Source organism: Sphingopyxis sp. (assembly GCF_050725615.1).
Taxonomy (GTDB): Bacteria; Pseudomonadota; Alphaproteobacteria; order Sphingomonadales; family Sphingomonadaceae; genus Sphingopyxis.
The window spans coordinates 1-21,685 of record NZ_JBOHHU010000010.1; the positions used below are offsets into that span (position 1 = coordinate 1).

Annotated in this window: 17 protein-coding genes; 9 read left to right on the forward strand and 8 right to left on the reverse strand. The window is 66.4% G+C overall.

What is annotated here, in order from left to right; genetic code table 11:
* Positions 1–17: 17 nt before the first annotated feature.
* Together ACREB7_RS03780 and ACREB7_RS03785 are read right to left on the reverse strand one after the other, a co-directional pair.
* A complete protein-coding gene (locus ACREB7_RS03780) occupies positions 18–2,291 on the reverse strand; it encodes a TonB-dependent receptor (protein ID WP_431590958.1) in 2,274 nt (757 codons plus the stop codon).
* 218 nt (positions 2,292–2,509) lie between these two features.
* Positions 2,510–3,757 (reverse strand): cytochrome P450, encoded by a 1,248-nt coding sequence (locus tag ACREB7_RS03785; RefSeq protein WP_431590959.1) that lies wholly within the window; start codon positions 3,755–3,757, stop codon positions 2,510–2,512.
* 138 nt (positions 3,758–3,895) lie between these two features.
* Between ACREB7_RS03785 and ACREB7_RS03790 the strand changes: the two genes are divergently transcribed.
* Positions 3,896–4,897: a LysR family transcriptional regulator gene (locus ACREB7_RS03790; RefSeq protein WP_431590960.1), complete on the forward strand. Its 1,002-nt coding sequence runs from the start codon at positions 3,896–3,898 to the stop codon at positions 4,895–4,897.
* On the opposite strand, the gene ACREB7_RS03795 is transcribed toward ACREB7_RS03790, so the two are convergent.
* Complete coding sequence (locus ACREB7_RS03795; protein WP_431590961.1) at positions 4,898–5,290, reverse strand: nuclear transport factor 2 family protein; 393 nt, start codon at positions 5,288–5,290, stop codon at positions 4,898–4,900.
* 189 nt (positions 5,291–5,479) lie between these two features.
* Between ACREB7_RS03795 and ACREB7_RS03800 the strand changes: the two genes are divergently transcribed.
* From ACREB7_RS03800 to ACREB7_RS03830, 7 genes are all read left to right on the forward strand, one after another.
* Positions 5,480–6,568 carry a phosphotransferase gene (locus ACREB7_RS03800; protein WP_431591015.1) on the forward strand — a complete coding sequence of 363 codons (1,089 nt, stop codon included), beginning with the start codon at positions 5,480–5,482 and terminating at the stop codon, positions 6,566–6,568.
* Positions 6,569–6,572: 4 nt separating this feature from the next.
* The gene (locus ACREB7_RS03805; protein ID WP_431590962.1) at positions 6,573–7,985 is read left to right on the forward strand and encodes an aldehyde dehydrogenase family protein; all 1,413 of its coding nucleotides are present in this window, start codon (positions 6,573–6,575) and stop codon (positions 7,983–7,985) included.
* On the forward strand, positions 7,982–8,749 hold the full coding sequence (locus ACREB7_RS03810) for an SDR family NAD(P)-dependent oxidoreductase (protein WP_431590963.1): 768 nt from the start codon (positions 7,982–7,984) through the stop codon (positions 8,747–8,749). The genes ACREB7_RS03805 and ACREB7_RS03810 overlap by 4 nt, the downstream gene beginning before the upstream one ends.
* Positions 8,746–9,567, forward strand: coding sequence for an SDR family NAD(P)-dependent oxidoreductase (locus tag ACREB7_RS03815; RefSeq protein WP_431590964.1), 822 nt, complete (start codon positions 8,746–8,748; stop codon positions 9,565–9,567). Before ACREB7_RS03810 ends, ACREB7_RS03815 begins: the two co-directional genes overlap by 4 nt.
* Positions 9,564–10,583 carry a zinc-dependent alcohol dehydrogenase family protein gene (locus ACREB7_RS03820; protein WP_431590965.1) on the forward strand — a complete coding sequence of 340 codons (1,020 nt, stop codon included), beginning with the start codon at positions 9,564–9,566 and terminating at the stop codon, positions 10,581–10,583. The genes ACREB7_RS03815 and ACREB7_RS03820 overlap by 4 nt, the downstream gene beginning before the upstream one ends.
* A 198-nt stretch (positions 10,584–10,781) precedes the next feature.
* Complete coding sequence (locus ACREB7_RS03825; RefSeq protein ID WP_431590966.1) at positions 10,782–12,020, forward strand: MFS transporter; 1,239 nt, start codon at positions 10,782–10,784, stop codon at positions 12,018–12,020.
* Entirely contained in the window at positions 12,017–13,030 is a 1,014-nt protein-coding gene (locus ACREB7_RS03830; protein ID WP_431590967.1) for an alpha/beta hydrolase, read from the forward strand. The genes ACREB7_RS03825 and ACREB7_RS03830 overlap by 4 nt, the downstream gene beginning before the upstream one ends.
* A 159-nt stretch (positions 13,031–13,189) precedes the next feature.
* Here ACREB7_RS03830 and ACREB7_RS03835 read toward each other — a convergent pair whose 3' ends face one another.
* The 4 genes from ACREB7_RS03835 to ACREB7_RS03850 are packed head-to-tail and all read right to left on the reverse strand — an operon-like array spanning position 13,190 to position 19,576.
* A complete protein-coding gene (locus ACREB7_RS03835; RefSeq protein ID WP_431590968.1) occupies positions 13,190–14,773 on the reverse strand; it encodes a long-chain fatty acid--CoA ligase in 1,584 nt (527 codons plus the stop codon).
* 23 nt (positions 14,774–14,796) lie between these two features.
* Entirely contained in the window at positions 14,797–16,290 is a 1,494-nt protein-coding gene (gene treF / locus ACREB7_RS03840; protein WP_431590969.1) for an alpha,alpha-trehalase TreF, read from the reverse strand.
* A gap of 18 nt (positions 16,291–16,308) precedes the next feature.
* Positions 16,309–17,265 carry an alpha/beta hydrolase fold domain-containing protein gene (locus ACREB7_RS03845; protein WP_431590970.1) on the reverse strand — a complete coding sequence of 319 codons (957 nt, stop codon included), beginning with the start codon at positions 17,263–17,265 and terminating at the stop codon, positions 16,309–16,311.
* A gap of 4 nt (positions 17,266–17,269) precedes the next feature.
* Positions 17,270–19,576 carry a TonB-dependent receptor gene (locus ACREB7_RS03850; RefSeq protein ID WP_431590971.1) on the reverse strand — a complete coding sequence of 769 codons (2,307 nt, stop codon included), beginning with the start codon at positions 19,574–19,576 and terminating at the stop codon, positions 17,270–17,272.
* 155 nt (positions 19,577–19,731) lie between these two features.
* Here ACREB7_RS03850 and ACREB7_RS03855 point away from each other — a divergent pair, with 155 nt between their 5' ends.
* Positions 19,732–20,661, forward strand: a complete 930-nt coding sequence (locus ACREB7_RS03855; protein WP_431590972.1) for an alpha/beta hydrolase fold domain-containing protein — start codon at positions 19,732–19,734, stop codon at positions 20,659–20,661.
* Positions 20,662–20,664: 3 nt separating this feature from the next.
* On the opposite strand, the gene ACREB7_RS03860 is transcribed toward ACREB7_RS03855, so the two are convergent.
* On the reverse strand, positions 20,665–21,666 hold the full coding sequence (locus ACREB7_RS03860) for a substrate-binding domain-containing protein (protein WP_431590973.1): 1,002 nt from the start codon (positions 21,664–21,666) through the stop codon (positions 20,665–20,667).
* Positions 21,667–21,685 lie beyond the last annotated feature (19 nt).

The window sequence follows — 21,685 nt, forward strand, 5'->3', positions numbered from 1 at the left end:
GGCCACGCCCCCTTTTCCTAGAATTTATACCGCGCGGTCACGCCATACATGCGCGGCGGTGCGTGCAGCAGATAGTCGTAGCCGAAGGCGTCGCGCAGGTTCAGCCCGTACATGAAATATTTCTTGTTGAAGATGTTGGTCGCCCACAGCCGCACCGACAATTGCTCGCCTTCCCAACCCAGCGTCGCGTCGGCCAGCACATGGCCGGGCGAGTTGAGGAACTGGTTGCCCGCCTCGTTGTTGAACGGCGAGAAGAACTGCTTGCTGGTGTAGACGAGGTTGGGGGAGAAGACGATCTCGCCATTGCCCAGCGGCGCGATCTTCCAGTCGGCTCCGACGTTGACCGTCCATTTCGGCGCGTTGGGCAGGGTGTTGCCGTCGAGGTTGGTGCCCGATAACGTCAGCTTGTCATAGGTCGCGTCGAGCCAGGTCACCGACAGGTTCGCGGTCAGCGTCGACACCGGCCGGACATTGAGCTCGGCCTCGATGCCCTTGATCGTCGAACCCGGCGCCGAGCGGATGAAGCCCGTCGTGCCGATGACCTCGTTGAGCTGCTGGTTCTTGTATTTGGTCAGGAACGCGGCGGTGGTGAAGGTCGCCATGCCGTCGAACAACCGGGTCTTGGCGCCGATTTCATAAGCGTCGACCTGTTCGGGCGGCACGAAGTCGATCGGGTTGCCGCCATAGAATTGGCTGGCGAACGATCCGGCGCGATAGCCGCGGCTGTAATTCGCATAGAGCATCGCACCGCTGTCGAAGGTGTAATCGATGCCGACCTTGCCGGTCACCCGGCTGCTCGTCCGGCGCTTCGAGGCCTCGGGGGTGATCACGCCCGCAGGCGAAATGCTGCCGTGGGTGAAGGTGATCGCCGCCGCATCGGGGTCGGCGGGGTCGAAGTCATAGGTGCTGAACGGCGGCGACGTCGCCGGGTCGGCGAAGGCGGTCAGGAAGGAATAGGCGTCATAATGCCGGTTGCTGTCCTTGGTGTAACGGACGCCGAGCGTTACCCCGAAATGATCGCCGAAATCCTGGTCGAGCTGGGCGAAAGCGGCGTAGCTGTTCCGCTCCTGACGATAATGCTGATAGAAATAGAGCGTCTTGATCAGCCGGTAGCGATCCTCGTTGTTGATGCTGTCCCAGCCATAATAGACGCCGGCCTGGAGGTTGGTGCTGTCGCCGGCGTAGGCGAGTTTCACCTCCTGGTTGAACTGCTTGTACACGTCGCCATAGTTGGTCTGCAGGAAACCCACGACCGGGGTGCCCGACCCTTCCTGCGACAGATTCTGGCGCGACCAGTCATAGGCGGTCAGCGTCTGCAGCGAGAGCGTGTCGGACAGTTCGTAATTGATGTTGAACTGCACCCCGGCGTTGGCGACGTCGTTGAAACCGAGGTCGGGCTGGTTGGTTTCGAAGAAGCTGAGATTGTCGTTCGAGCGGAGATAGGTCGAGCGGCCCGAACCGTCGTTGCGGTGGAAGGCGGCGGCCTGGGTCGGCTTGCCCTTGCTGCCCGTGAACTTCAGCATCATGTCGAGCTTCTCGCTCGGCTTGGCGCGGATGATCAGGCGGCCGGCGATCGAATCCTTGGAGTTCGCGTCGGGCTGGCCGGGGAAGATATTCTTCACATAGCCGTCGGCCTCGACATAGTTCACCGAGGCGCGGAAACCGAGGACGTCGTCGATCAGCGTGCCTTCGATGGCGCCCTGGCCGCGAACCTCGCTGAAGCGGCCATAGCCCGCCTCGACATAGCCGCGGGCGCCGGGTTCGAGCGTCGGCTTGTTCGAGATGAAGTTGATCGCGCCGCCGGTGGTGTTGCGGCCATAGAGCGTGCCCTGCGGTCCGCGCAGCGCCTCGACGCGTTCGAGGTCATAGAGCTGGAGGCCGTGCATGGTGCGCGCGCTGAGGTAATTGTCGTCGGTGTAGACGCCGACCGGCGACACCTGGTTGGCGCCATATTCATTGCCCACACCGATGCCGCGCATCGTGAAGTTCGGCTGCGCCTCGCCAAAGGCGCTGGTGACCTGGAGCGAGGGAACCGAGCCGCTGAGGTCGAAGCTGGAAGTGATGCCTTGGCGCGTCAGGTCCTCGGTGTTGAGCGCGGACACCGCGACGGGAACCTTCATCAGCGATTCCGAGCGGCGGTTCGCGGTGACGACGATATCGTCGATGCCGGTCGTGCCCTGCTCCTCGGCGGCCGGCGCGGTGTCGCCGCCGCCGTCCTGCGCGAGTGCCGGTACCGCCGTCAGCGCGGTCGCGCCGAGCAGCGCGGCGGAAAAAATCCGAATGACTTTCATGAAACCCTCCATCCCATATTGTGCCGCGCGGCTTCGTGGCCGCGGGCTTTGTTGCACTTTGTCACACCCCCACCGTGCCTCTGTCCAATCGGGACTGATCGCCCATTCATTGGAAAAAGGCATGGAAGCCTTCGAGTATCGCCATGTGTCCTAACCACGATTGTCGTGTGGATATCGTGACTGATTTCCGTCATCCTCCGATGACGAACGGCCGCGGGTCAGCAGCGATAGCGGATCGGCAAGCGCTTGAGCCCCGACACGAAATTCGCTTTCACCCACGCCGGATCGCCGTCGAGTTCGATCTCGTCGATCCGCGCGAGCAGTTCGGCGAACAGGATGCGGATCTCCATCTTGGCGAGAAACTGGCCGAGGCAGACGTGCGGACCATAACCGAAGGCAAGCTGGCGGTTGGGTTTGCGGTCGATGCGAAATGCCATCGGGTCGTCGAATACCGCCTCGTCGCGGTTCGCCGAGGGGTAACACATCATCAGGCTATCGCCCGCCTTCACCGCCTGTCCGCCGACGTCGCAATCCTCGACCGCGGTGCGGAAGAAATGCTTCACCGGGGTGGTCCAGCGGATGAATTCGTCGACCGCCTGTGGCATCAGGTCGGGATTGGCGCGCAGCATCGCCATCTGGTCGGGGTTGCGGATCAGCGCGAGCAACCCGCCCGAAATCGCCGAGCTGGTGGTGTCATGCCCGGCGGCGGCGATGATCAGGAAATAGGCGTTGCGCTCGGCTTCGCCGATCGGAGTGCCGTCGATTGTCGCGGTTGAGAGCAGGGTCGCGACATCATTGCGCGGATTGGTCAGCCGGTCCGACACGACGCCGCCGAAATACTGATTAAACGCGTTGAATGCCTCCAGCATCGACGCCATGCCCTCGCCGCCGCCGGTGTCGGCATCGCTGCCGCCGAACACCTTCTGCGACAGCTCGAGCATCAACGGCTCGTCCTCGCGCGGGACGCCGAGTACGATCATAATCGTGCGCAGCGGGTACCAGGCCGCAATTTCCTTGGCGAAGTCGCAGCTGCCGCCCTTGGCGATCATGCGGTCGACGGTTTCGCGCGCGAGGTCGGTGATCTTGTCTTCGAGCGCGCGGACACTCTTGGCGCCGAACCAGTCGGCGGTCAGCGCGCGATAGGCTTTATGATCAGGGTTATCCATCGCGACCAGATTGCGCGCGAAATTACTGCCGCCGGTCTGTTCCTCCAGCATCTTCTGGTCGTCGATGGTGACGAGGAACTGGCGAGGCTCGTTGAGGAAATTTTTCGCGTCGAGCTCGACGCGCATGATGTCGGCGTGGCGTGTCACCGCCCAGAAGGGGTGATATTGCGTCGCTGCGCACCAGTGGACCGGATCGCTCGCGCGCAATTGGGCGAAGATACGGTGATAGAGATCCTCATCGGCGTAGGTGGCCGGATCGGTGATGATCTCGTCGATATTGTCCGCGAGCTTTGTTGCCACGTCGGTTCTCCTCTCGCGGCCTTGGTAGGGAGGCGGGGCGGCCCGCGTCCAATCGGCATTCGCGGTGAATCGATAGACCGCGCCGATCAATCTGTTATGCTCGCAGGCAATTGCCGATAGAGCGACGGGTCAGAGGATATGCACCATCTCGATCTCAAGCTGCTGCGCAGCTTTGCCGCGGTCGCCCGCGAAAGCTCGGTCACCCGGGCGGCCGAACGGCTGCACCTGACCCAGCCGACGGTATCGGGACAGATCAAGGAGCTGGAGCAGATTCTCGGCTTCCTCTTGTTCCATCGCACGTCGCGCAGCGTGACGTTGACCGAGCAGGGCGCGCGGTTGCTGCCCAAGGTCGAGGCGTTGCTGGAGGGTGCCGAAGAAGTCCGCCGCGATGCCGAGGAAATGCAGCATGCGACGGTGACCCAATTCCGCCTCGGCGCCGCGATGTACACGATGGATTTTTCCGATCGCATCGATTTGCTCGACGCCTTTGCCGCCGCGCGGCCCGAGATTCGCCATACGATCGACAACCGGCTGCAGTCCGACCAGATCCGCGACCTGCTCACCGACCGGCTCGACGCCGCGCTGCTGCTCGGCATCGCGGCCGACGTGCCGCCGGGCGACTTCACCCGCGACGTGCCGACGGGGCATATCGTCAACGAGGTGCAATATCCCGACGTCCTCGAACGGGTGCTGCTGTGTCGCCGCAAGATCGGCCTGCTGGTGCCCGAGGAGAGCGATCTGGCGGCGATGGACATCATCCCCGGCGACGCGCTCGCCGGCCGGCGGATCGCGATGCTCAGCGGCGAACATGGCGACGCCTTCATCAATCCGATGGTCAGTTTCATGCTGTCGCACGGCGCGATCCCGCTCGCGCCGTCGGAGGGCAATGCGCTGGCGATCGAACGCTATGCGCTGCGCAGCGGCAATTGCTGCATCGGCATCGGCTGGTTCCCGAGTCCGGCGGGATTGGTGCTGCGCCCGGTCGAGGGCATGCATTTTTTCATGGATTTCTCGGTCGTCCTCGGCACCGCGCCGAACAAGGCGGCGCGGCGGTTCTTCGCCTTCGCCGAACGCTGGCAGGCCGAACGCGAGGCGGCGGGCGAGAGCGTCGAGCGGCTGCCGATCGCGTCCTTCGGCTGATCAGCCGCCCCCCATTGGGCCGGCCAAGTCGAAGGTCGCGTTGACATGCGCGCTGTCGCTATATTCGCGCACCTCGCGGATCGCATCGCCGGTGAAGTGGAACAGGAAGATATAGCGGTTGGCATAGACGCGGCCATTGGTCAGCCGCGCCGCCGAGGTCGCTTCGATCATCACGCTGTCGCCATCGGCCATCGTCAGGCCGGGTGTGATCGCGATGCCGTCCTCGGTCCGCCCATGGAGGTCGGCGAGCAGCGCGGCAAATTCGGCGACGGGCAGGTCGAGCCCGCCGTTCCACCACCAATGCGCGTTGGCGGTGAAGGGATCGAGCGGCACCGCGCCCGTGCCGATCGCGGCCAATATCGCGAGCGCGCGCTGCGTGTGGTCGTCGGTCATGCTATCTCTCTCCCGATGTCGGGGCCATGATCGGGCGCCGCTGCCGCCGACACCAATTGTTTCCGCGCCGCCATTCATCGGCACCGCCAATAGGTCGGCGGCAAAGGCCGATTGGACTTTGTCTCGGTCGCTTCGCATCCTGACCCTCAGACCTGTCGAAAACAGGCAGTTGGAGAGGTTATCGTGAACATGGCCATCGCGCCCGCCGAACTGGTTGCGGTCCGCCCCGTCCCCCGTCCCGAACAGGCCGACGCGGCCTGGGTCGAAGCCTTGCTCGCCGACGCCGGTTATCGCGTTGCGATCGCGTCGCTGAGCGTCGAGCGCATCGGCACCGGACAGCTGGGCGATACCGCCCGCTTTCGCCTGACCTATGCGCCGGGCAGCGACCCCGCTCCCGCGACGCTGATCGGCAAATTCTCCTCGACCGATCCGACCAGCCGCGAGGTCGCGGCCGCCTGGTCGCTTTATGCGCGCGAGGTGCGTTTTTATCACGAACTCGCGGCCCGGGCGCGGATCGCGGTGCCCGCCTGTTACGGGGCGCAGATGGACGAAGCCGAGGGCTTTGCATTGCTGCTCGAAGACCTGGCCCCCGCCGCGCCGGGCGACCAGTTCAAAGGCCTGTCCGACCGCAACGCGGAGCGCGCGGTGCGCGAGGCGGCGCGGCTGCACGCGGCCTTCTGGGAGCAGGGGGAGGGCGACGAGCTCGCCTGGCTCGACACCCAGGCGCGCGGCCAGCCCTTCTACACCGCCGAGGTTTTTCGCGGCGCCTGGCCGGGCTTTCGCGACCGCTATGACGCGATGCTCAGCGACGACCAGCGCCGGGTGTGCGATGCGCTCGCCGAGGGCTATGATATCTATGACCGCGCGCCTCCGCGCCCGCGCTGCGTCACCCACAATGATTTCCGTCCCGACAATATGCTGTTCGACGACGCGCGGCTGGTCGTCGTCGACTGGCAGTCGGTCGCGCTGGGCTGTGGCGCGGTCGATGTCGCCTATTTGATCGGCGGCGGTTATTCGCCCGAGGCGCGGCGCGCGATCGAACCGGCGCTGATGACCGCCTATCTGGACGAGCTACGCGCGCAGGGCGTCTCCGACTATTCGCGCGAGGATTTCGAGGCGGATTACCGTCGCTATAGCTTCGCCGGCATCAATGTCGCGGTCGGGGCCGCGATGCTGGTCCAGCGTACCGAACGCGGCGACCAGATGTTCCTCACCATGCTCGACCGTCATGTCAGCCATGTGCTCGACCATGACGCCCTCTCTTTGCTGCGGGAGTAGCTCCATGATCAACAGCGTCTTCACCATGACCATCGACGGTCGACCCGAAAATTCGTCCGACCAGATCGACGTCGTCAATCCCGCGACCGAGGCGGTCGTCGCGACGATCCCCGATTGCTCGCGGGCGCAGCTCGACCAGGCCGTTGCGGCCGCCCGCGCCGCTTATCCCGGCTGGCGGGCGACGCCCTATGCCGAACGGCAGGCCGCGCTGCGGTCGATTGGTGCGCTGGTCGCCGAGCATGCCGAGGAATTGAAACAGTTGCTCACCGCCGAACAGGGCAAGCCGCACGCGGCGGCGCTTGGCGAGATCCAGGCGGCGGCCTGGTGGATCGGCGTCGTCGCCGAGCAGCTACTGCCCGAGACGGTCAACGAGGATATGCCGGGCCAGCGCAGCGTCACCAACCATGTGCCGCTCGGCGTCGTCGGCGCGATCGTGCCGTGGAATTTCCCCGTGCTGCTCGCGATCTGGAAGATCGGCCCGGCGCTGCTCGCGGGCAATACGATGGTGCTCAAGCCGTCGCCCTTCACCCCGCTCGCGACGCTGCGCCTCGGCGAATTGCTGCAAGGCGTGTTGCCGCCGGGCGTGCTTAACATCGTGTCGGGCGGCGATGCGCTTGGTCCGATGATGTCCGAGCATTCGGACATCGACAAGATCAGCTTCACCGGATCGACCGCCACCGGGCGCCGGGTGATGGCGAGCGCGGCAGCGAATTTGAAACGACTGACGCTCGAACTCGGCGGCAATGACGCCGCGATCGTCCTGCCCGACGCCAAGGTCGCCGATGTCGCCGAACCTTTGTTCTGGGCGGCCTTCACCAACAGCGGCCAGGTGTGCGTCGCGACCAAACGGATGTTCGTGCACGACAGCCTCTATGACGAACTGGCGGCGGCGCTGGTCGAGATCGCGGGCCGGGTGCGGATCGGCAACGGCACCGATCCCGACAATGCGCTCGGCCCGGTGCAGAACCGCGCGCAATATGAGCGGGTGAAGGCGATGATCGCCGACAGCAAGGCGGCGGGGCACAAATTCCTGGCCGGCGGCGAACCCAGCGACGGCCCGGGATATTTCGTACCCGTCACGCTGGTCGACAACCCGCCCGACAACGCGCGGGTAGTGGCCGAGGAGGCGTTCGGCCCCGTGCTGCCGCTGCTGCGCTACAGCGACGTGGACGATGCGGTCGCCCGCGCCAATGCTTCCGAATATGGGCTGGGCGGTTCGGTCTGGTCGGCGGATCCCGTCGCAGCGGCCAATGTTGCGGCGCGGCTGGAAACCGGGACGGTATGGATCAATTCGGCGCAAGGACTGACCCCCTTCGCGGCCTTTGCCGGGCACAAGCAGTCGGGCATCGGCGCCGAGAACGGCATGGACGGGCTGCTCGAATTCACCGTGCCGCAGACGATCCACCATCCGGCATGAGCGGCGCTAAACCGATGCTCGGCGACAAGGTCGTGATCGTCACCGGCGCCGGATCGGGCATCGGCCGCGCCGCTGCACAAGTCTTCGCCGAGGAGGGCGCGCGCGTCGCGCTGTTTGATCGCGATGCCGAGAGCAATGAAGAGACGCGCGAGCTGATCGGCGACAGCGCGCGGGCGTGGACCTGCGACGTGTCCGACGAAGCTTCGGTCGCCGCCGCCGTTGCAGACGTGATCGATGCCTTCGGCCGGCTCGACGGGGCGTTCAACAATGCCGGGATCGAGATGGCGAACAAGCTGGTTGCCGACCTCGACGCCGCCGACTGGTCGCGGATGATGGGGATCAACCTGACCGGCGTCTTCCTGTGCATGAAATATCAGACGCGGGCGATGCAGGGCACGGGCGGGGCGATCGTCAACAATTCGTCGGGCGACGGCATCATCGGCGCACCCTATGCGAGCGACTATGTCGCCGCGAAACATGGCGTGATCGGCCTGACCCGCGCCGCCGCATGCGAGGCGCGCTACACCGGGGTGCGCGTCAATGCGGTGCTGCCGGGGCTGATCCTGACCCCGATGGTCGAGGAAAGATTGCTCGGCAACCCGGCCTTCGAGGCGCAGGTCGCGCCGATGGTCGAGCGCCATTCGATCGGCCGTTTCGGCCAACCCGAAGAGGTCGGGCAGGCGGCCTGCTGGCTGCTCAGCGACCGCGCCTCCTTCGTCAACGGCGCGCTCTTGACCGTCGACGGCGGCTATACTGCGCGATGAGCGGGCGGTTCATCGGCAAGGTCGCGATCGTCACCGGCGGCGCGTCGGGAATCGGCGAGGCGACGGTGCGGCGGTTGCACGCCGAGGGCGCGACGGTGGTGGTCGCCGATATCCGACCCGAAGCGATCGATGCGCTGGTCGCGGCTCTCGCCAGCGACCGCATCATCGGCCACCGCGTCGACATGATCGACGCCCAGGATATCGAGGCGATGATCGCGGCGGTCGTCGAGCGCTGCGGGCGGCTCGACATCCTCGTCAATAACGCCGGGATCGGATCCTTCGGCAAGGTCACCGACATCGACCTCGCGCATTGGCGCGAAGTGATGGGGGTCGACGTCGAGGGCGTGATGTGGGCGAGCCGCACCGCGATGCCGCATCTGGAGGCGAGCGGCGGCACCATCGTCAATGTCGCCTCGATCGCGGGCATCGGCGGCGACTATGGCTTTGCGGCCTATAATGCGGCCAAGGCGGCGGTGATCAACCTGACCCGCGCGATGGCGCTCGACCATGCCCCGCGCGTCCGGGTCAATGTCGTCAGCCCCGGCCTGACGCGCACTCCGCTCGCCACCGGGCTGACCGACAACCCCGCGATCATGGCCGCCTGGACCGACGGCCTGCCGCTCGGCCGTCCCGGCGAACCCGCCGAGGTCGCCGCCGCCATCGCCTTCCTCGCGTCGGACGATGCGAGCTATATCAACGGGCACAACCTCGTCGTCGACGGCGGCGGCTTGGCGCATACCGGAATGCCCAATTTCACGCGCATCCTCGACGGGGCGAGCCATCTGGAAGGAGCCGAGACTTTGGTGAAACGACCATGACCGACGGGACGCGGCGGATCATCCGGTTGGCGGCGAAGCCGACACTCGACAATGTGACGGTGACCGAAGAGCCGATCCCGACACCGGGGCCGGGCGAGGTGCTGCTTCGCATTCGCGCCTCATCGCTCAACTATCACGACTATCTGGTCGTCGCGGGGTATATTCCGCAGCCCGCCGGCCGGGTGCCGATGTCCGACGGGGCGGGGGAGATCGCGGCGCTGGGCGAGGGGGTCACGAGTTGGGCGGTCGGCGATCGGGTGATGGGCGCCTTTTTCCCGAACTGGACCGATGGCGCGCCGACCGATGCCAACAATGCCGCCATTTCGGGCGAAACGATCGATGGCTTCGCCGCGACCCATGTCGTCGTTCCCGCCCATTCGCTCTGCCGTATGCCCAAGGGCTGGTCCTTCGCCGAGGCGGCGACCTTGCCCTGCACCGGGCTGACCGCCTGGCGGGCGCTGCGTGTCGAAGGGCGGCTGGAGGCGGGGGCTACGGTTTTGCTGCCGGGATCGGGCGGATTGTCGGTGTTCATGCTCCAGATCGCCAAGGCGCTCGGCATCGGCAAGATCCTGATCTCGTCGTCCGACGAAAAACTCGCGCGGCTCAAGGCGATGGGCGCCGATGTTCTGATCAATTACCGCTCCGATCCCGAATGGGCCGCGACGGTCCGCGACCGCACCGGCGGGCGCGGCGTCGACCTCGCGCTCGATATCGGCGGCCAGTCGACCTTCGCCCGGTCGGTCGCGGCGTGTCGGATGGGCGGCCATCTGATCGTCGTCGGCACCACCTCGAACGGCGTGCCCGAACTGCCGCTGCGCGACGTGGTGATGCGCCATATCCGGGTCGGCGGCATGGCGGTGGGCAGCGTCGCGCAGCTGGCCGATCTTGTCGCCTTTGTCGAAGCGCGCTCCATCCGGCCCGCCATCGACCGGACATTTCCCCTGGCCCATCTCGGCGATGCCTTTCGCTATCAACTGTCGGGCGGCCATCTGGGCAAGATCGCGGTCGAACTTTGAGCGGCGTGTCGATGGCGGCGCATCGCCGGCCATCGCCGCCGAAGGCAAGATGACCTGAAACCTGCCTGACCGGTTGCGGTCGTGGTCGACCGTTTCGCCGCTCCAGAAGGAGAAAGTCTGGAAAGCCGATGCCCGAAAATTATCGAATGACATCGATAACAATTGCAACTATAGAGGCCTCGATAACGGGAGAGGCCCATGATGCATAGCGATGACAGCGGCGTGATCGCGGCGGCTCCGCACGCTGCGGGCGGCGTCCGCGACCGGCTTGGCCTCGGCGTGTCGGGCCTCTATCTGGCGCTCTATATTCATTACGGCTTTTTCGCTTTCCTGCCCTTGTGGCTGAAGGCGACGGGCGCATCGGCCGAGGAAATCGGGGTGCTGCTGGCCATCCCGTTGATCCTGCGCCTGCTGACCGTCGCACCCTTTTCGGCGTTCGTCGGGCGGCGTGGATGGGTGCGTAACGCGATTGCCTATACCGCGCTCTCGTCGGCGGCGATCATCCTGCTTTTGCTCGGCGAGCCCGACCATGCCGGGCGCATCGTCATCGTGATCCTGCTCTCGATCGTCTGGGACCAGATCCCCGTGCTGACCGACGCTTATGCGGTGATGGCGGTGCGCAGCCGGTCGCTCGATTTCGGACGGCTGCGCGTGTGGGGATCGATCGCGGTCGTCGCCTCGAACGCGGCCGCCGGCTGGGCGATCGGCGTCGCGGGGATCAAGATGCTGCCGCTGATGGTGGCGGTGCTGCTGATCGCACCGGCCGTCGTCGCCTTCCTGCTCCCCGGCGACCGGACGCTTTCGGCGGCGGGCGAGACGCGCGACGGGCGCTGGCGCGACCTTGTCGGCGACCGGGGACTGATCCTCGCGATGGTGGCGGCGTCGCTGATCATGGGAAGCCATGGCGTGCTGACCAGTTTCGGGGCGATCCAGTGGACCGCGCAGGGCATCTCGACGACGACGATCGGGCTGTTGCAGGCGCTGGCCGTCGCCGCCGAAATCCTGGCCTTCTGGTTCGGCGCGAAGCTGTTGGGAGCGCGCGACCCGCGCTGGCTGATTTGTGTCGGTGCGATCGCGGCGGCGATGCGGTGGGCGATCATGGCGACCAGCCCGGGCTTGCCGGTCCTGATCGCGGCGCAATTGCTCAACGGGATCACCGCGACGGGCACCATCCTTGGCATCATGCTGGTGATCGCGACGCGGGTGCCGATGCATCTCAGCGCCACCGCCCAGGGTATGAACGCCGTCCTGCTCGGCGCCGTGCTCGCCGTCGCCACCGCCGGGTCGGGGCTGCTGTGGTCCCATGGGCTCGCCTTTGCCTATCTGGCGATGGTCGTGCTCGCGCTGCTCGGGGCGCTGTGCGCCTGGCCGCGCGGCGAGCAGGCCGGGTCGGACATCAACCCGGACAGCCTGTCTGCATCGGGAGTGGACTTATGATCCGCCACAAGACGATCCTGCTCGCCGGCTTGGTCGCGGTTAGTTTGCCCGCCTCTGGGCTCGGGCAGACGACCCCGGTGGCTCCGCCGACGCTCAATATGCAGAGCTGGCCGCTGCCAGATACGCTGAGCCCCGAAGGCAAAGCCGCTGCGGCTGCCGCCGCCAGTCAGGCGATGCCCGACCCGCTGCCGCCGATCGTCGACCTGCGCCAGTTCATCGGCGCGATGCAGGCGAGCATGGGGGCGGAGCTTGAGAAGCGCTATGCGGTGCGGGTCGAAGCAGCGACGATCGCGGGCGTGCCGGTGCGCATCGTCTATCCGAAGGAGATGGCCGCGCTCGGCAAGGGTCCGGTGCTGCTCAACCTGCACGGCGGCGGCTTCGCGCTGGACTCGGGCTCGTTGACCGAGACGATCCCGATCGCGGCGCGCACGGGCCTGCCGGTGGTTGCGGTGTTGTATCGGCTCGCGCCCGAACATCCCTATCCGGCGGCGCTTGACGATGCGCTGGCGGTGTATGGGGCGCTCGAGAAAGAGCGGGGCGCAAAGTCTATCGCGGTGTTCGGGACGTCGGCGGGCGCGGTGCTATCGGGACAATTGGTCGCGAAGCTCGCCAGCACCGGGCGTCCGATGCCCGCCGCGCTCGGCTATTTCTCGGGCAATGCCGATCTGACGACGCATGGCGATTCCGAAAGCTGGATGCCGGGTCCGGGGTTCGACTGGGTCGCGGCCTATGCGGGCAAGACGGCGATGACCGACCCGATCCTGTCGCCGATCCGCGGCGACGTGTCGAAATTTCCGCCGACGCTGTTGCTCACCAGTTCGCGCGATTTCTTGCTGAGCCCGACAGCGATCTTCGCGCGGGCGCTGACCGAAAAGGGCGTCGACGCGCGGCTGGTGGTGTTCGACGGGCTGCCGCACGCCTTCTGGGCGTATATGGCGGCGCCCGAGAGCGATCAGGCGAACGAGCTGGTTGCGCGGTTTTTGAAGGATAGGCTGGCGGGCGCGAAATAGCGCGCGGGGCGGCGGCTTTGGGGCGGGACGCAGACGTAGCCTCATGTCCCATCGTCATTCCGGGCTTGACCCGGGACCCGCCTTCCTTCCGTCGCCGTCGATCGAAGACAAGGCAGGCCCCGGGTCAAGCCTGGGGTGACGGCAAATTGGAGGCCGCGATCAGCCCTTCGCCAGATGGTCGCGGTAACGGTCGCGTAGCGCCTTTTTGTCGATCTTGCCCGTCGCGGTGAGCGGGACGGTGTCGAAGATTATATCGTCGGGCATCCACCAGCGCACGACGCGGCTTTCGAGATGCGCGCGGATTTGCGCGGCGGTGACCTTGTCGCCCTCGTGCGGCTCGATCACGAGCAAGGGGCGTTCTTCCCATTTGGGGTGATGGACGCCGATGACCGCGGCGATGCGGACGCCGGGACAGCCCACCGCGGCATTCTCCAGGTCGATCGAACTGATCCATTCGCCGCCCGATTTGATGACGTCCTTGGCACGGTCGGTCAGGCGCAGGAAGCCGAAGCGGTCGATCGTGCCGATATCGCCGGTGTCGAACCAGCCGTCGGCATGCGCGGCGGGCAAGTCGGGATAATAGCGGTCGACGACCCACGGCCCGCGCACCTGCAGCGCGCCGGCCTGCTCGCCGTCCCACGGCAGCGGCGCACCGTCGTCGTCGATGATGCGCAGTTCGATGCCGAACTGCATCCGGCCTTGCCGCGTCAGGATCGTCTCGGTCGCATAGTCCTCGCCCTCGGCCGCCAGCAGCGGGGTCGGGGTCGAGATCACGCCGAGCGGGTTGGTTTCGGTCATACCCCAGATCTGGAGCACGGTGACGCCATATGTTTCGCGGAAGGTCTCGGCCATCGCGCGCGGTACCGCCGATCCGCCGATGACGAGACGCTTCAAATCGCCGACGCCCTGGCCGCTGGCCTCGAGATGCGCGAGATACATGGTCCAGATCGTCGGGACGCCACCCGAGAAGGTCACGCCCTCGTCCGCGATCAGGTCGGCGAGGCTGGCGCCGTCCATCCGGTCGCACGGCAGCACGAGCTTGCAGCCGTTGATCGCGGCGGTGAAGGGCAGACCCCAGGCGGTCGCATGATACATCGACGAGCAGGGCATGATCGTATCGAAGGCGCTGAACCCGAAGGCGCTGCTCAGCCCCGCCGCCATCGCGTGCAACACGATCGAGCGATGGCTGTAGAGCACGCCCTTGGGATCGCCGGTGGTGCCCGAGGTGTAGCAGAGAAAGGCCGCGGCCTTTTCGTCGAAGCGCGGCCAGTCGAATTCGCCATCCTCGGCGGCGATCAGATTTTCATATGGATCGCCCAGCAGGACGAAATGCTCGATGGCGGGAAGCAAAGGTTTCAGCCGGTCGACGAGGTCGGCGAGGTTCGCCTCGAAAAAGAGGATGCGGCTGCCCGCATGGTTGATCGTGAAGGCGATCTGCTCGTCGCTGAGCCGCGGATTCGCTGTATGGAGCACCGCGCCGATACCTGGGACGGCATAGAAAAGTTCGAGGTGCCGGTGGGTGTTCCACGCCAGCGACGAGACGCGGTCGCCGCTGACGATGCCGAGGGTGCCGAGCATCTGCGCCGCCTGCCGCGAGCGGCGTTCGCAGCCGGCCCAGTCGTAGCGCCACAAGGGTTCGTCGACGCGTTTCGAGACGATCGCGCGCGCGCCGTGGGCGCGGGCGGCGTGGGTCAGGATCGAACTGATCTGCAGCGGGGCGTCCTGCATCAAGCCGGGCAGCATCGTCGTTTCTCTCTCGCAGTGCGTCACTTGCCGGAGGGCAGGAGCGCGTAGCCGTCGATAAAATCGGCTGTCACGCCGTTCGTCCAGCCAAAACCGATCTGCGCCTCATATTCGCCGCCGCCGCCGACGGTGGCCGCTTCGATGTCATATTTCTCGAACAGCAAGCCGGTGCGGGCGAAGGTCGCGCCGACCGTGTCGACCCAGCGGCTGGCGATATCGCGTGCCAGCGCGTCATGGCCATAACGTTTCAGACCCGCCACGCCGATCCATTGCAGCGGCGCCCAGCCGTTCGGGCGGTCCCATTGCTCGCCGGTCTCAACGAGCGTCGTGCGGAGGCCGCCGGGCGCGAGAAGTTGACTTGCGACCGCGCGGGCGGTGCTGTCGGCTTGCTCCTGCGTCGCGGCGCCGACGGCGAGCGGGGCGAGCGCTGCAGCGGTAAGCGGCGTGCGCAACGCGCCCCTGTCGATGTCATGGTCGGCGAAATAGCCGCCCTCGGCGTTCCACAAGTGGCGGTTCATCGCGTCGCGCCGCTGCTCCGCCAGTCGGGCATAACGACCGGCCTCGGCGTCCGGACTCGCGGCGATCGCGGATTCGAGGCCGAACAGAAAGGCATTGAGGTCGACCGGGGCGATCGCCGTCGTCCGGATCGACGCGAGCGTGCCGTCGCCCAACCAGCGCGACGAGAAATCCCAGCCGCTTTCGGCCCCGGCGCGCAGGTCGCGATAGACCTCGCCCGCGGGGCGGCTGCTTTTTGCGGCGGTCGCGACATCTTCGCGCCAGCTTTCGTCGCGCGGCGTGTCGCGGGGATCCCAATAGCGGTTGAGCATGCGGCCGTCCGCCAGCCGCGCGCCGCGCGCCGCGCTTTGGCCGGGGGCCAGTTCGTCGGTGCCGGCCATCCACCAGCCATGTTCGCGCTTCATCGCCGACAATCGCCGCGCCGCGACGTCGGGGCGCGGGTCGTCGAGCAGTTCGACCATCATGTGGAACAGCGGCGGCTGCGACCGGCCGAGATAATAGGTGCGCGTGCCGTTGGGGACGTGGCCATGCGCCTCGATCAGGTCGGTCATCGCATCGACGATGCCGTTGGCGAGTTCGAACTCGCCGTCGCGGACGAGGCCGAGCATGGTAAAGAAGCTGTCCCAATAATAGATTTCGCGAAAGCGCCCGCCCGGCACGACGTGCGGGTGCTGGACGGGCAGTGCCGACCCGCCTGTGACAAGGTCATCGGGTGCGCGTGCCAGTTCTTTCCACATCGCGCCGATCCGTGCGCGGACGGGCTGGGCGGAGGCGGTGCGTCCCGCAGTTTCGGTGGTCGCCGGCAGGTCGAAATTGGCCGCGATAAAGGCACGCAGCGCTTCGTCGCCAGCGGGCAGGTCGGCGAAATCGCGCATGATCTCGGCGACCGGCCGCTTCGGCAGCGCATCGACGAAGGTCTTGCCGTCGGGCAGGATCGCGCGCTCCTGCACCTTGGCGAGGAGGGGGCCGAACAGGTCGGCGGGACTGGGGTCGGGGCGCATGGGTGATCGGGTCAAGGGTCAGCGGACCAGATGGCGGCTGAAGAAGGCGGCCTGCGCCGCTAGCGCGTCGTCGGTTTCGGGGCATTCCATATAGGCCCAGAAGGCGTGGAGCATGGCTTCATAGACCAGCAGGTCGGCATCGACCCCGGCCTTGCGCAGCGCCAGATGGAAGCGCACGGTCTGGCTGAGCAACTGGTCGCGGGTGCTGGTCATCAGCAGCGTCGGCGGCAGGCCCGACAGGTCGCCATAGAGCGGCGACAGCAACGGGTCGGTGCGCTCGGTCCCGGCGCTATAGTCGGCCAATGTATCGGGCGCGGTCCGTGCGCCCATGATCGAGGGCAGAAACGCCTCGCAATCACTCACCAGCGCGAGGTCCGCCGACCCGGAAAAGACGCCCGCCGCCGCGGGCATCGGCAGGCCTTCGGCCTTGATCCGTGCCAGAAGCTGTCCCGTCAGCACCGCGCCGGCGGACGTGCCGTAAATACCGATCGCGGTCGCCGGTCGCTGCGAGAGGGCATCGGTGTAGACCGCCAGCGCATCGTCGACCGCAGCGGGAAAGGGATGTTCGGGCGCCATGCGGTACATCACCGTGACGACCGATATCCCGGTCAGCCCGGCGATGGGGATCGTCTCGGTTTCCGACCCCGAATCGACCATGAAGCCGCCGCCGTGGAAATTGATCAGCAGCCGCTGGTCCGCAGACGCATCGCTGCCCCGGCGCCGGACGAACTTGACCGGCACGCCCGCGACCTTGTCCTTGCTCACCGCGACGTCGAACCGTTTGGCGCGGCTCTTGTTCAGCGGCTTCAGATGATTGACGGCGGCGGCGCGGACCGCCTTGCGCGTGATCGCGTTGCGCATCAGCGTCGCGGTCATCTCGGGCGCCGAACCGGCCGCCAGCAGCGGCGCCATGGCGGCGCGCGCTTCTTCGCTGACGGTCGGCGCGAAGGGCGGTTGCACGGGGCGGTCTGCCATCGGATCAGTTCCCGAACCGATAACCGATCCGCACCCCGTACATGCGCGGCTCGCTGTAGGTCAGCCCAACCATGCCCGACGACTGCGCATATTGGTCGAGCACCCCGACCGGCTTGGCCTCGTTGGTGAGGTTGTTGACGAAGAAGCTGAGGTCGATCGGCCGCCCGCCGACGTCCTTCAGCCCGATGCTGCCGTTGAGCAGGCCATAGGCGGGCAGGAAATTGTAGAAGCTGCTGTTGGTCTGCGCGGTCGAGACCTTGGTCTGGCGCACATAATTGGCTGCGAGCACGAGGTTGCCCGCGCTGCCGAGCGAGGTCTCGTACGAGCCGCCGACCGAGAATTTATGCTTGGGGGTGTAGGGGAAGGGCGCGCCGTTCAATATCGCCCCCGCGCTCGCATCCGCCACTTCGGTGTAGCGCGCGTCGATGTAGGAATAGCTGCCGTTGAGCGTCAGCCCCTGCACCGGCATGACCGCGAGGTTCAGCTCGACCCCCTGGATCTTGCCCTTCGCCGCGCTGCGCGTGACGTTGAGCAGCACCGTGCCGGCCGGCGTCTGCACCGCCTCCGCGGTGGTGCGCTGGATATTGTCGTAGATGCCGCGATAGGCGGCGACATTGGCGCGCACGTCGACGTCGCCGAGCGAGAATTGCGACTTCAGCCCGACCTCGATGTCGGAGAGGCGTTCGGGTGCATAGGTGCGGAATGCCGAACCGACGGGCACCGGGCCGTTGACGCCGCCCGACTTATAGGCGTCGCGCGCGGTGACATAGGCATGGACGCCGGGTGTCACATCATAGTCGATCGTCGCGGTGTAGCTCGGATAATCGCTGTCGACCGACCCCGAGACCGCCGGCGGACCGCCGATCGTCTGCGAGGTGAAGCTATGCTCCCAGGTGTAGCGGAGGCCACCGGTGACGCTGAGCCCGGTCAGCGCGCCCGACAGCTTGCCGAGGTCGACGGTCGCCTGCCCGAAGACCGCCTCGCTCTTGTTCGTCTGGGTGAAGAAGCCCGAGATCGTCGGGAGCAAGGTGCCGATCGGGAAGAAGGTATATTCCTCGATCCCCGCGGGATCGCTCCAGCTCTGGCGATCGAGATAGCCGCCGATCGAGAAATCGACCGCATCGTCGAACAGCGTGCCCTGCAGCTGCAGTTCCTCGGTGAAGAAATTGGGTGCGACGGTCGGGATGCGCCCGCGCTGCCCGGCGATCGGGAAGGGCATCGCGTCATAATCATAGCCGTAGATCGTGCGCAGCTCGGAATAGCTGATGATGTTGCGCAGCTTGATCGTGTCGCTCAGCTGGACCGACGCCTGGTTGATCACCTGCCAATATTTCGTCTCCGAGAATTGGTCGAGGTCGTAGGACACGCGGCGCGGCCCGCGCGCCTGCTGCTCGGCGACCGCGGTCAGCACGCCGGGATAGAAGGCCGCCACCGGCAGGAAGCCCAAGCCCAGTGCGCTGGCATCGAAACCCGCAGCGGGGTTGTACGCCCCGAGCACGGTGCCGCCGCCATTATTGTCCGAATGATAATAACGCAGCATTGTATAGAGTTCGACATTGTCGGTCGGCTTCAAGGTCAGGCCGAAGCGGAAGCTCTCATAGGCAAGATTGTCATAATCCTTGCCCGCGAAAAAGGGGCCGACGTCCTTGGTATAGCCGTCGCGACGCCCGACCTCGCCCGCGACGCGCAGCAGCACGCGGCCGGGGACGATCGGGGTGTTGAGCGCGCCCTCGATCCGGCGGTCGTCATAATTGCCGAGCTGGACGCGGACATAGCCCTCAAACTCGTCCTGCGGCTTGACCGGTTCGAACAAGATGTTGCCGCCGGTCGCATTCTTGCCGAACAAGGTGCCCTGCGGCCCCGCGAGAACCTGGATATTGGCGAGGTCGAAATAGGTGCCGACGCGGCCGTCGACGTTGACGCTGTTCGGGACCTCGGCGAAATAATTGACCACGCCGGGGGTCGAGCCGAAAGCCGGGCCCTGGCCGCGCAGCGCGAAATAGGCGAACTCGCGGGGATAGCCGCCGCTGATCGTGAACAGCGACGGCGTGTTGTCGGCGAGCGAGGTGCGGTCGGTGACCCCCTTCTGCTCGAGCGCTTCGTCGGTGAAGGCGGTGACCGCGATCGGCACATCCTGCAACCGCTCTTCGCGCCGCCGCGCGGTGACCACGATGTCATTGAGGCCGCCACCGGCTTCGGCCGTCGTATCGGGCTGGTCGGCGGGCGCCGTCTCGGTCTGCGCGAACGCGGCGGCGGGCAGCAAGCTCGCGCTGCAAGCCAGCGCGGCAAGAAAGGCGGAACGCATCGACATCATCTCTTCCCTCCCAAAGGATAGCCGGATTCCCCCGGTCGAGATAGCGGATGAAGGAAAATGATATCGATGTCAATAGGCGCTTGCGCCAAGCGAGCAGCGCGCTATCAATGAAGCAAGTCGATAGCTGACATCGATAGCAGGATGAGGATGACATGAGCGATATCGAGCAGTTCGGTCCATGGGTCAGCGAGGAAGCGAAAGCCCGCTTCGCCGCCTTTCTGACCGAATCCGCATCGCCCGCGGACCTCGCGGAGGCGCGCCCCTTCTTCGCGGCCTATAACCAGCGGCTGCTCGACAAGGCGCAGGCGAAATATGCCGTGGACATCGCCGAACGCGAGATCGCGGGGGTCAAGGTCCATGAGGTGACGCCGGCGGGTGGCGCGCCCGACTCGCCCGTGCTCCTCTGCCTCCATGGCGGCGCTTTCATGTGGGGCGAAGGGCCCGGCGCGCTGCTCGAAGCCGTGCCGGTCGCGGCGGTCGCCGACATGCGCGTCCTTGCGATCGACTATCGGCTAGCGCCCGAGCATGTCTATCCGGCCGCCGTCGACGACATCGTCGCGGTCTACCGCGCGGTGATCGACCAGGTCGAGCCTGCAAAAGTCGGCATCTACGGTTGCTCGGCGGGGGCGGCGCTCACCGCGCAGGCGGCGGCGCGGATCGCGCGCGAGGGCCTGGGCAAGCCCGGCGCGGTGGGGATGTTTCACGGCGCTGCGCTCGATTTCGCCGGTGATTCGGTGCTGGCGCAGGACATTTTCAATCCGGCCGGCGGTGCGGCGGCGATACCGAGCGCGGCGACCTTGCCCTATTTCGCGGGCGCCGACCTCGACGATCCGCTCGTCCTGCCCGGTCGCCATCCCGAAACGCTCAGCGCCTTTCCGCCGAGCCTGTTGATCTCGGCGACGCGCGACTTTGCGGCGAGCCCGGTGTCGGTGCTGCATCGCCGCCTGCTCGCCGCCGGGGTCGAGGCGAGCTTCATCCTGTTCGACGGCCTCTGGCACGCCCATCATATGGACGTGGACCTGCCCGAATCGGTCGAGACCTACGCCATCGTCGCGGACTTTTTCCGCAAATATCTCGGCTGAGATCTAGCGGCTCGTCTCGCGCGCGACGAGTTCGACGGCCAGTGCGTGCGCGGTCGTGCTGCTATTGCCCTCGACCAGCGCGATCGCCGCCGCCCCGAGGGCGCGGCCCGCCGCGGCGCCGTCCTGCCGGATCGAGCTGATCGACGGGCGGTGCACGCTGGCGATCGGCGCGTCGTCGAAGCCGACAATGGACACGTCGCCCGGCACCGATATGCCATGCGCGAGCAGCGCGTCGCACGCGCCGGCGGCGATGAAATCGCTCGCGGCGAAAATCGCGTCGAAGGTGGTGCCGTCGTCGAGCGCGCGCCGCACCACATTCGCTGCGCCTTCGGGCGTGAACGGGCAGGGCAGCGCGCCGACCAGCCGCGCCTCGCTCGCCGCCAGCGCCTCGCGAAAGCCTTCGAGCCGCGCCGCGATCTCGGGATGCTGCATGTCGCCGAGGAACAGCAGCCGCGCCGCGCCACGCGCGACCAGATGTTCGGCGGCGAGCTTGCCGCCCATGCGATTGTCGCTGCCGACGACCTTGATGCTGACCCCCGGCACAGGCTCGCCCCAGGCGACGATCGGCAGGTTCATCGCTGCGACCTCGGTCACCCGCTGTGCGCCTTCGCCCTGGCCGAGCATCACCGCGCCGTCGGCGCCGACTGCGTTCGACGACAGGAAATGCTCGTTGGTGGTCAGCAGCATCGAATAGCCCGCAGGCGTCAGCGCATCGAGCAACCCGCCGATGATCGCGAGGATCAGCGGATCGGTGTGCGACTGGTGGTCGGAATCACGATGGTCGATCACCACCGCGATCGTCCGCGTCTCGCGCGTGCGCAGGCTGCGCGCCGCGACGTTCATGCGGTATCCGACCTTTTTCGCAACCTCGGCGATGCGTTCGCGCACTTCCGGGCGCACGAGGTCGCTGCCGCGCAGCGCGCGCGATACGGTGATCTTCGACACGCCGGCCAGCGCCGCGACCATTTCCATGGTCGGTCGTTCGCCATTGCCGATTCGGTTCATCGATGAACGCCCCCCAAAA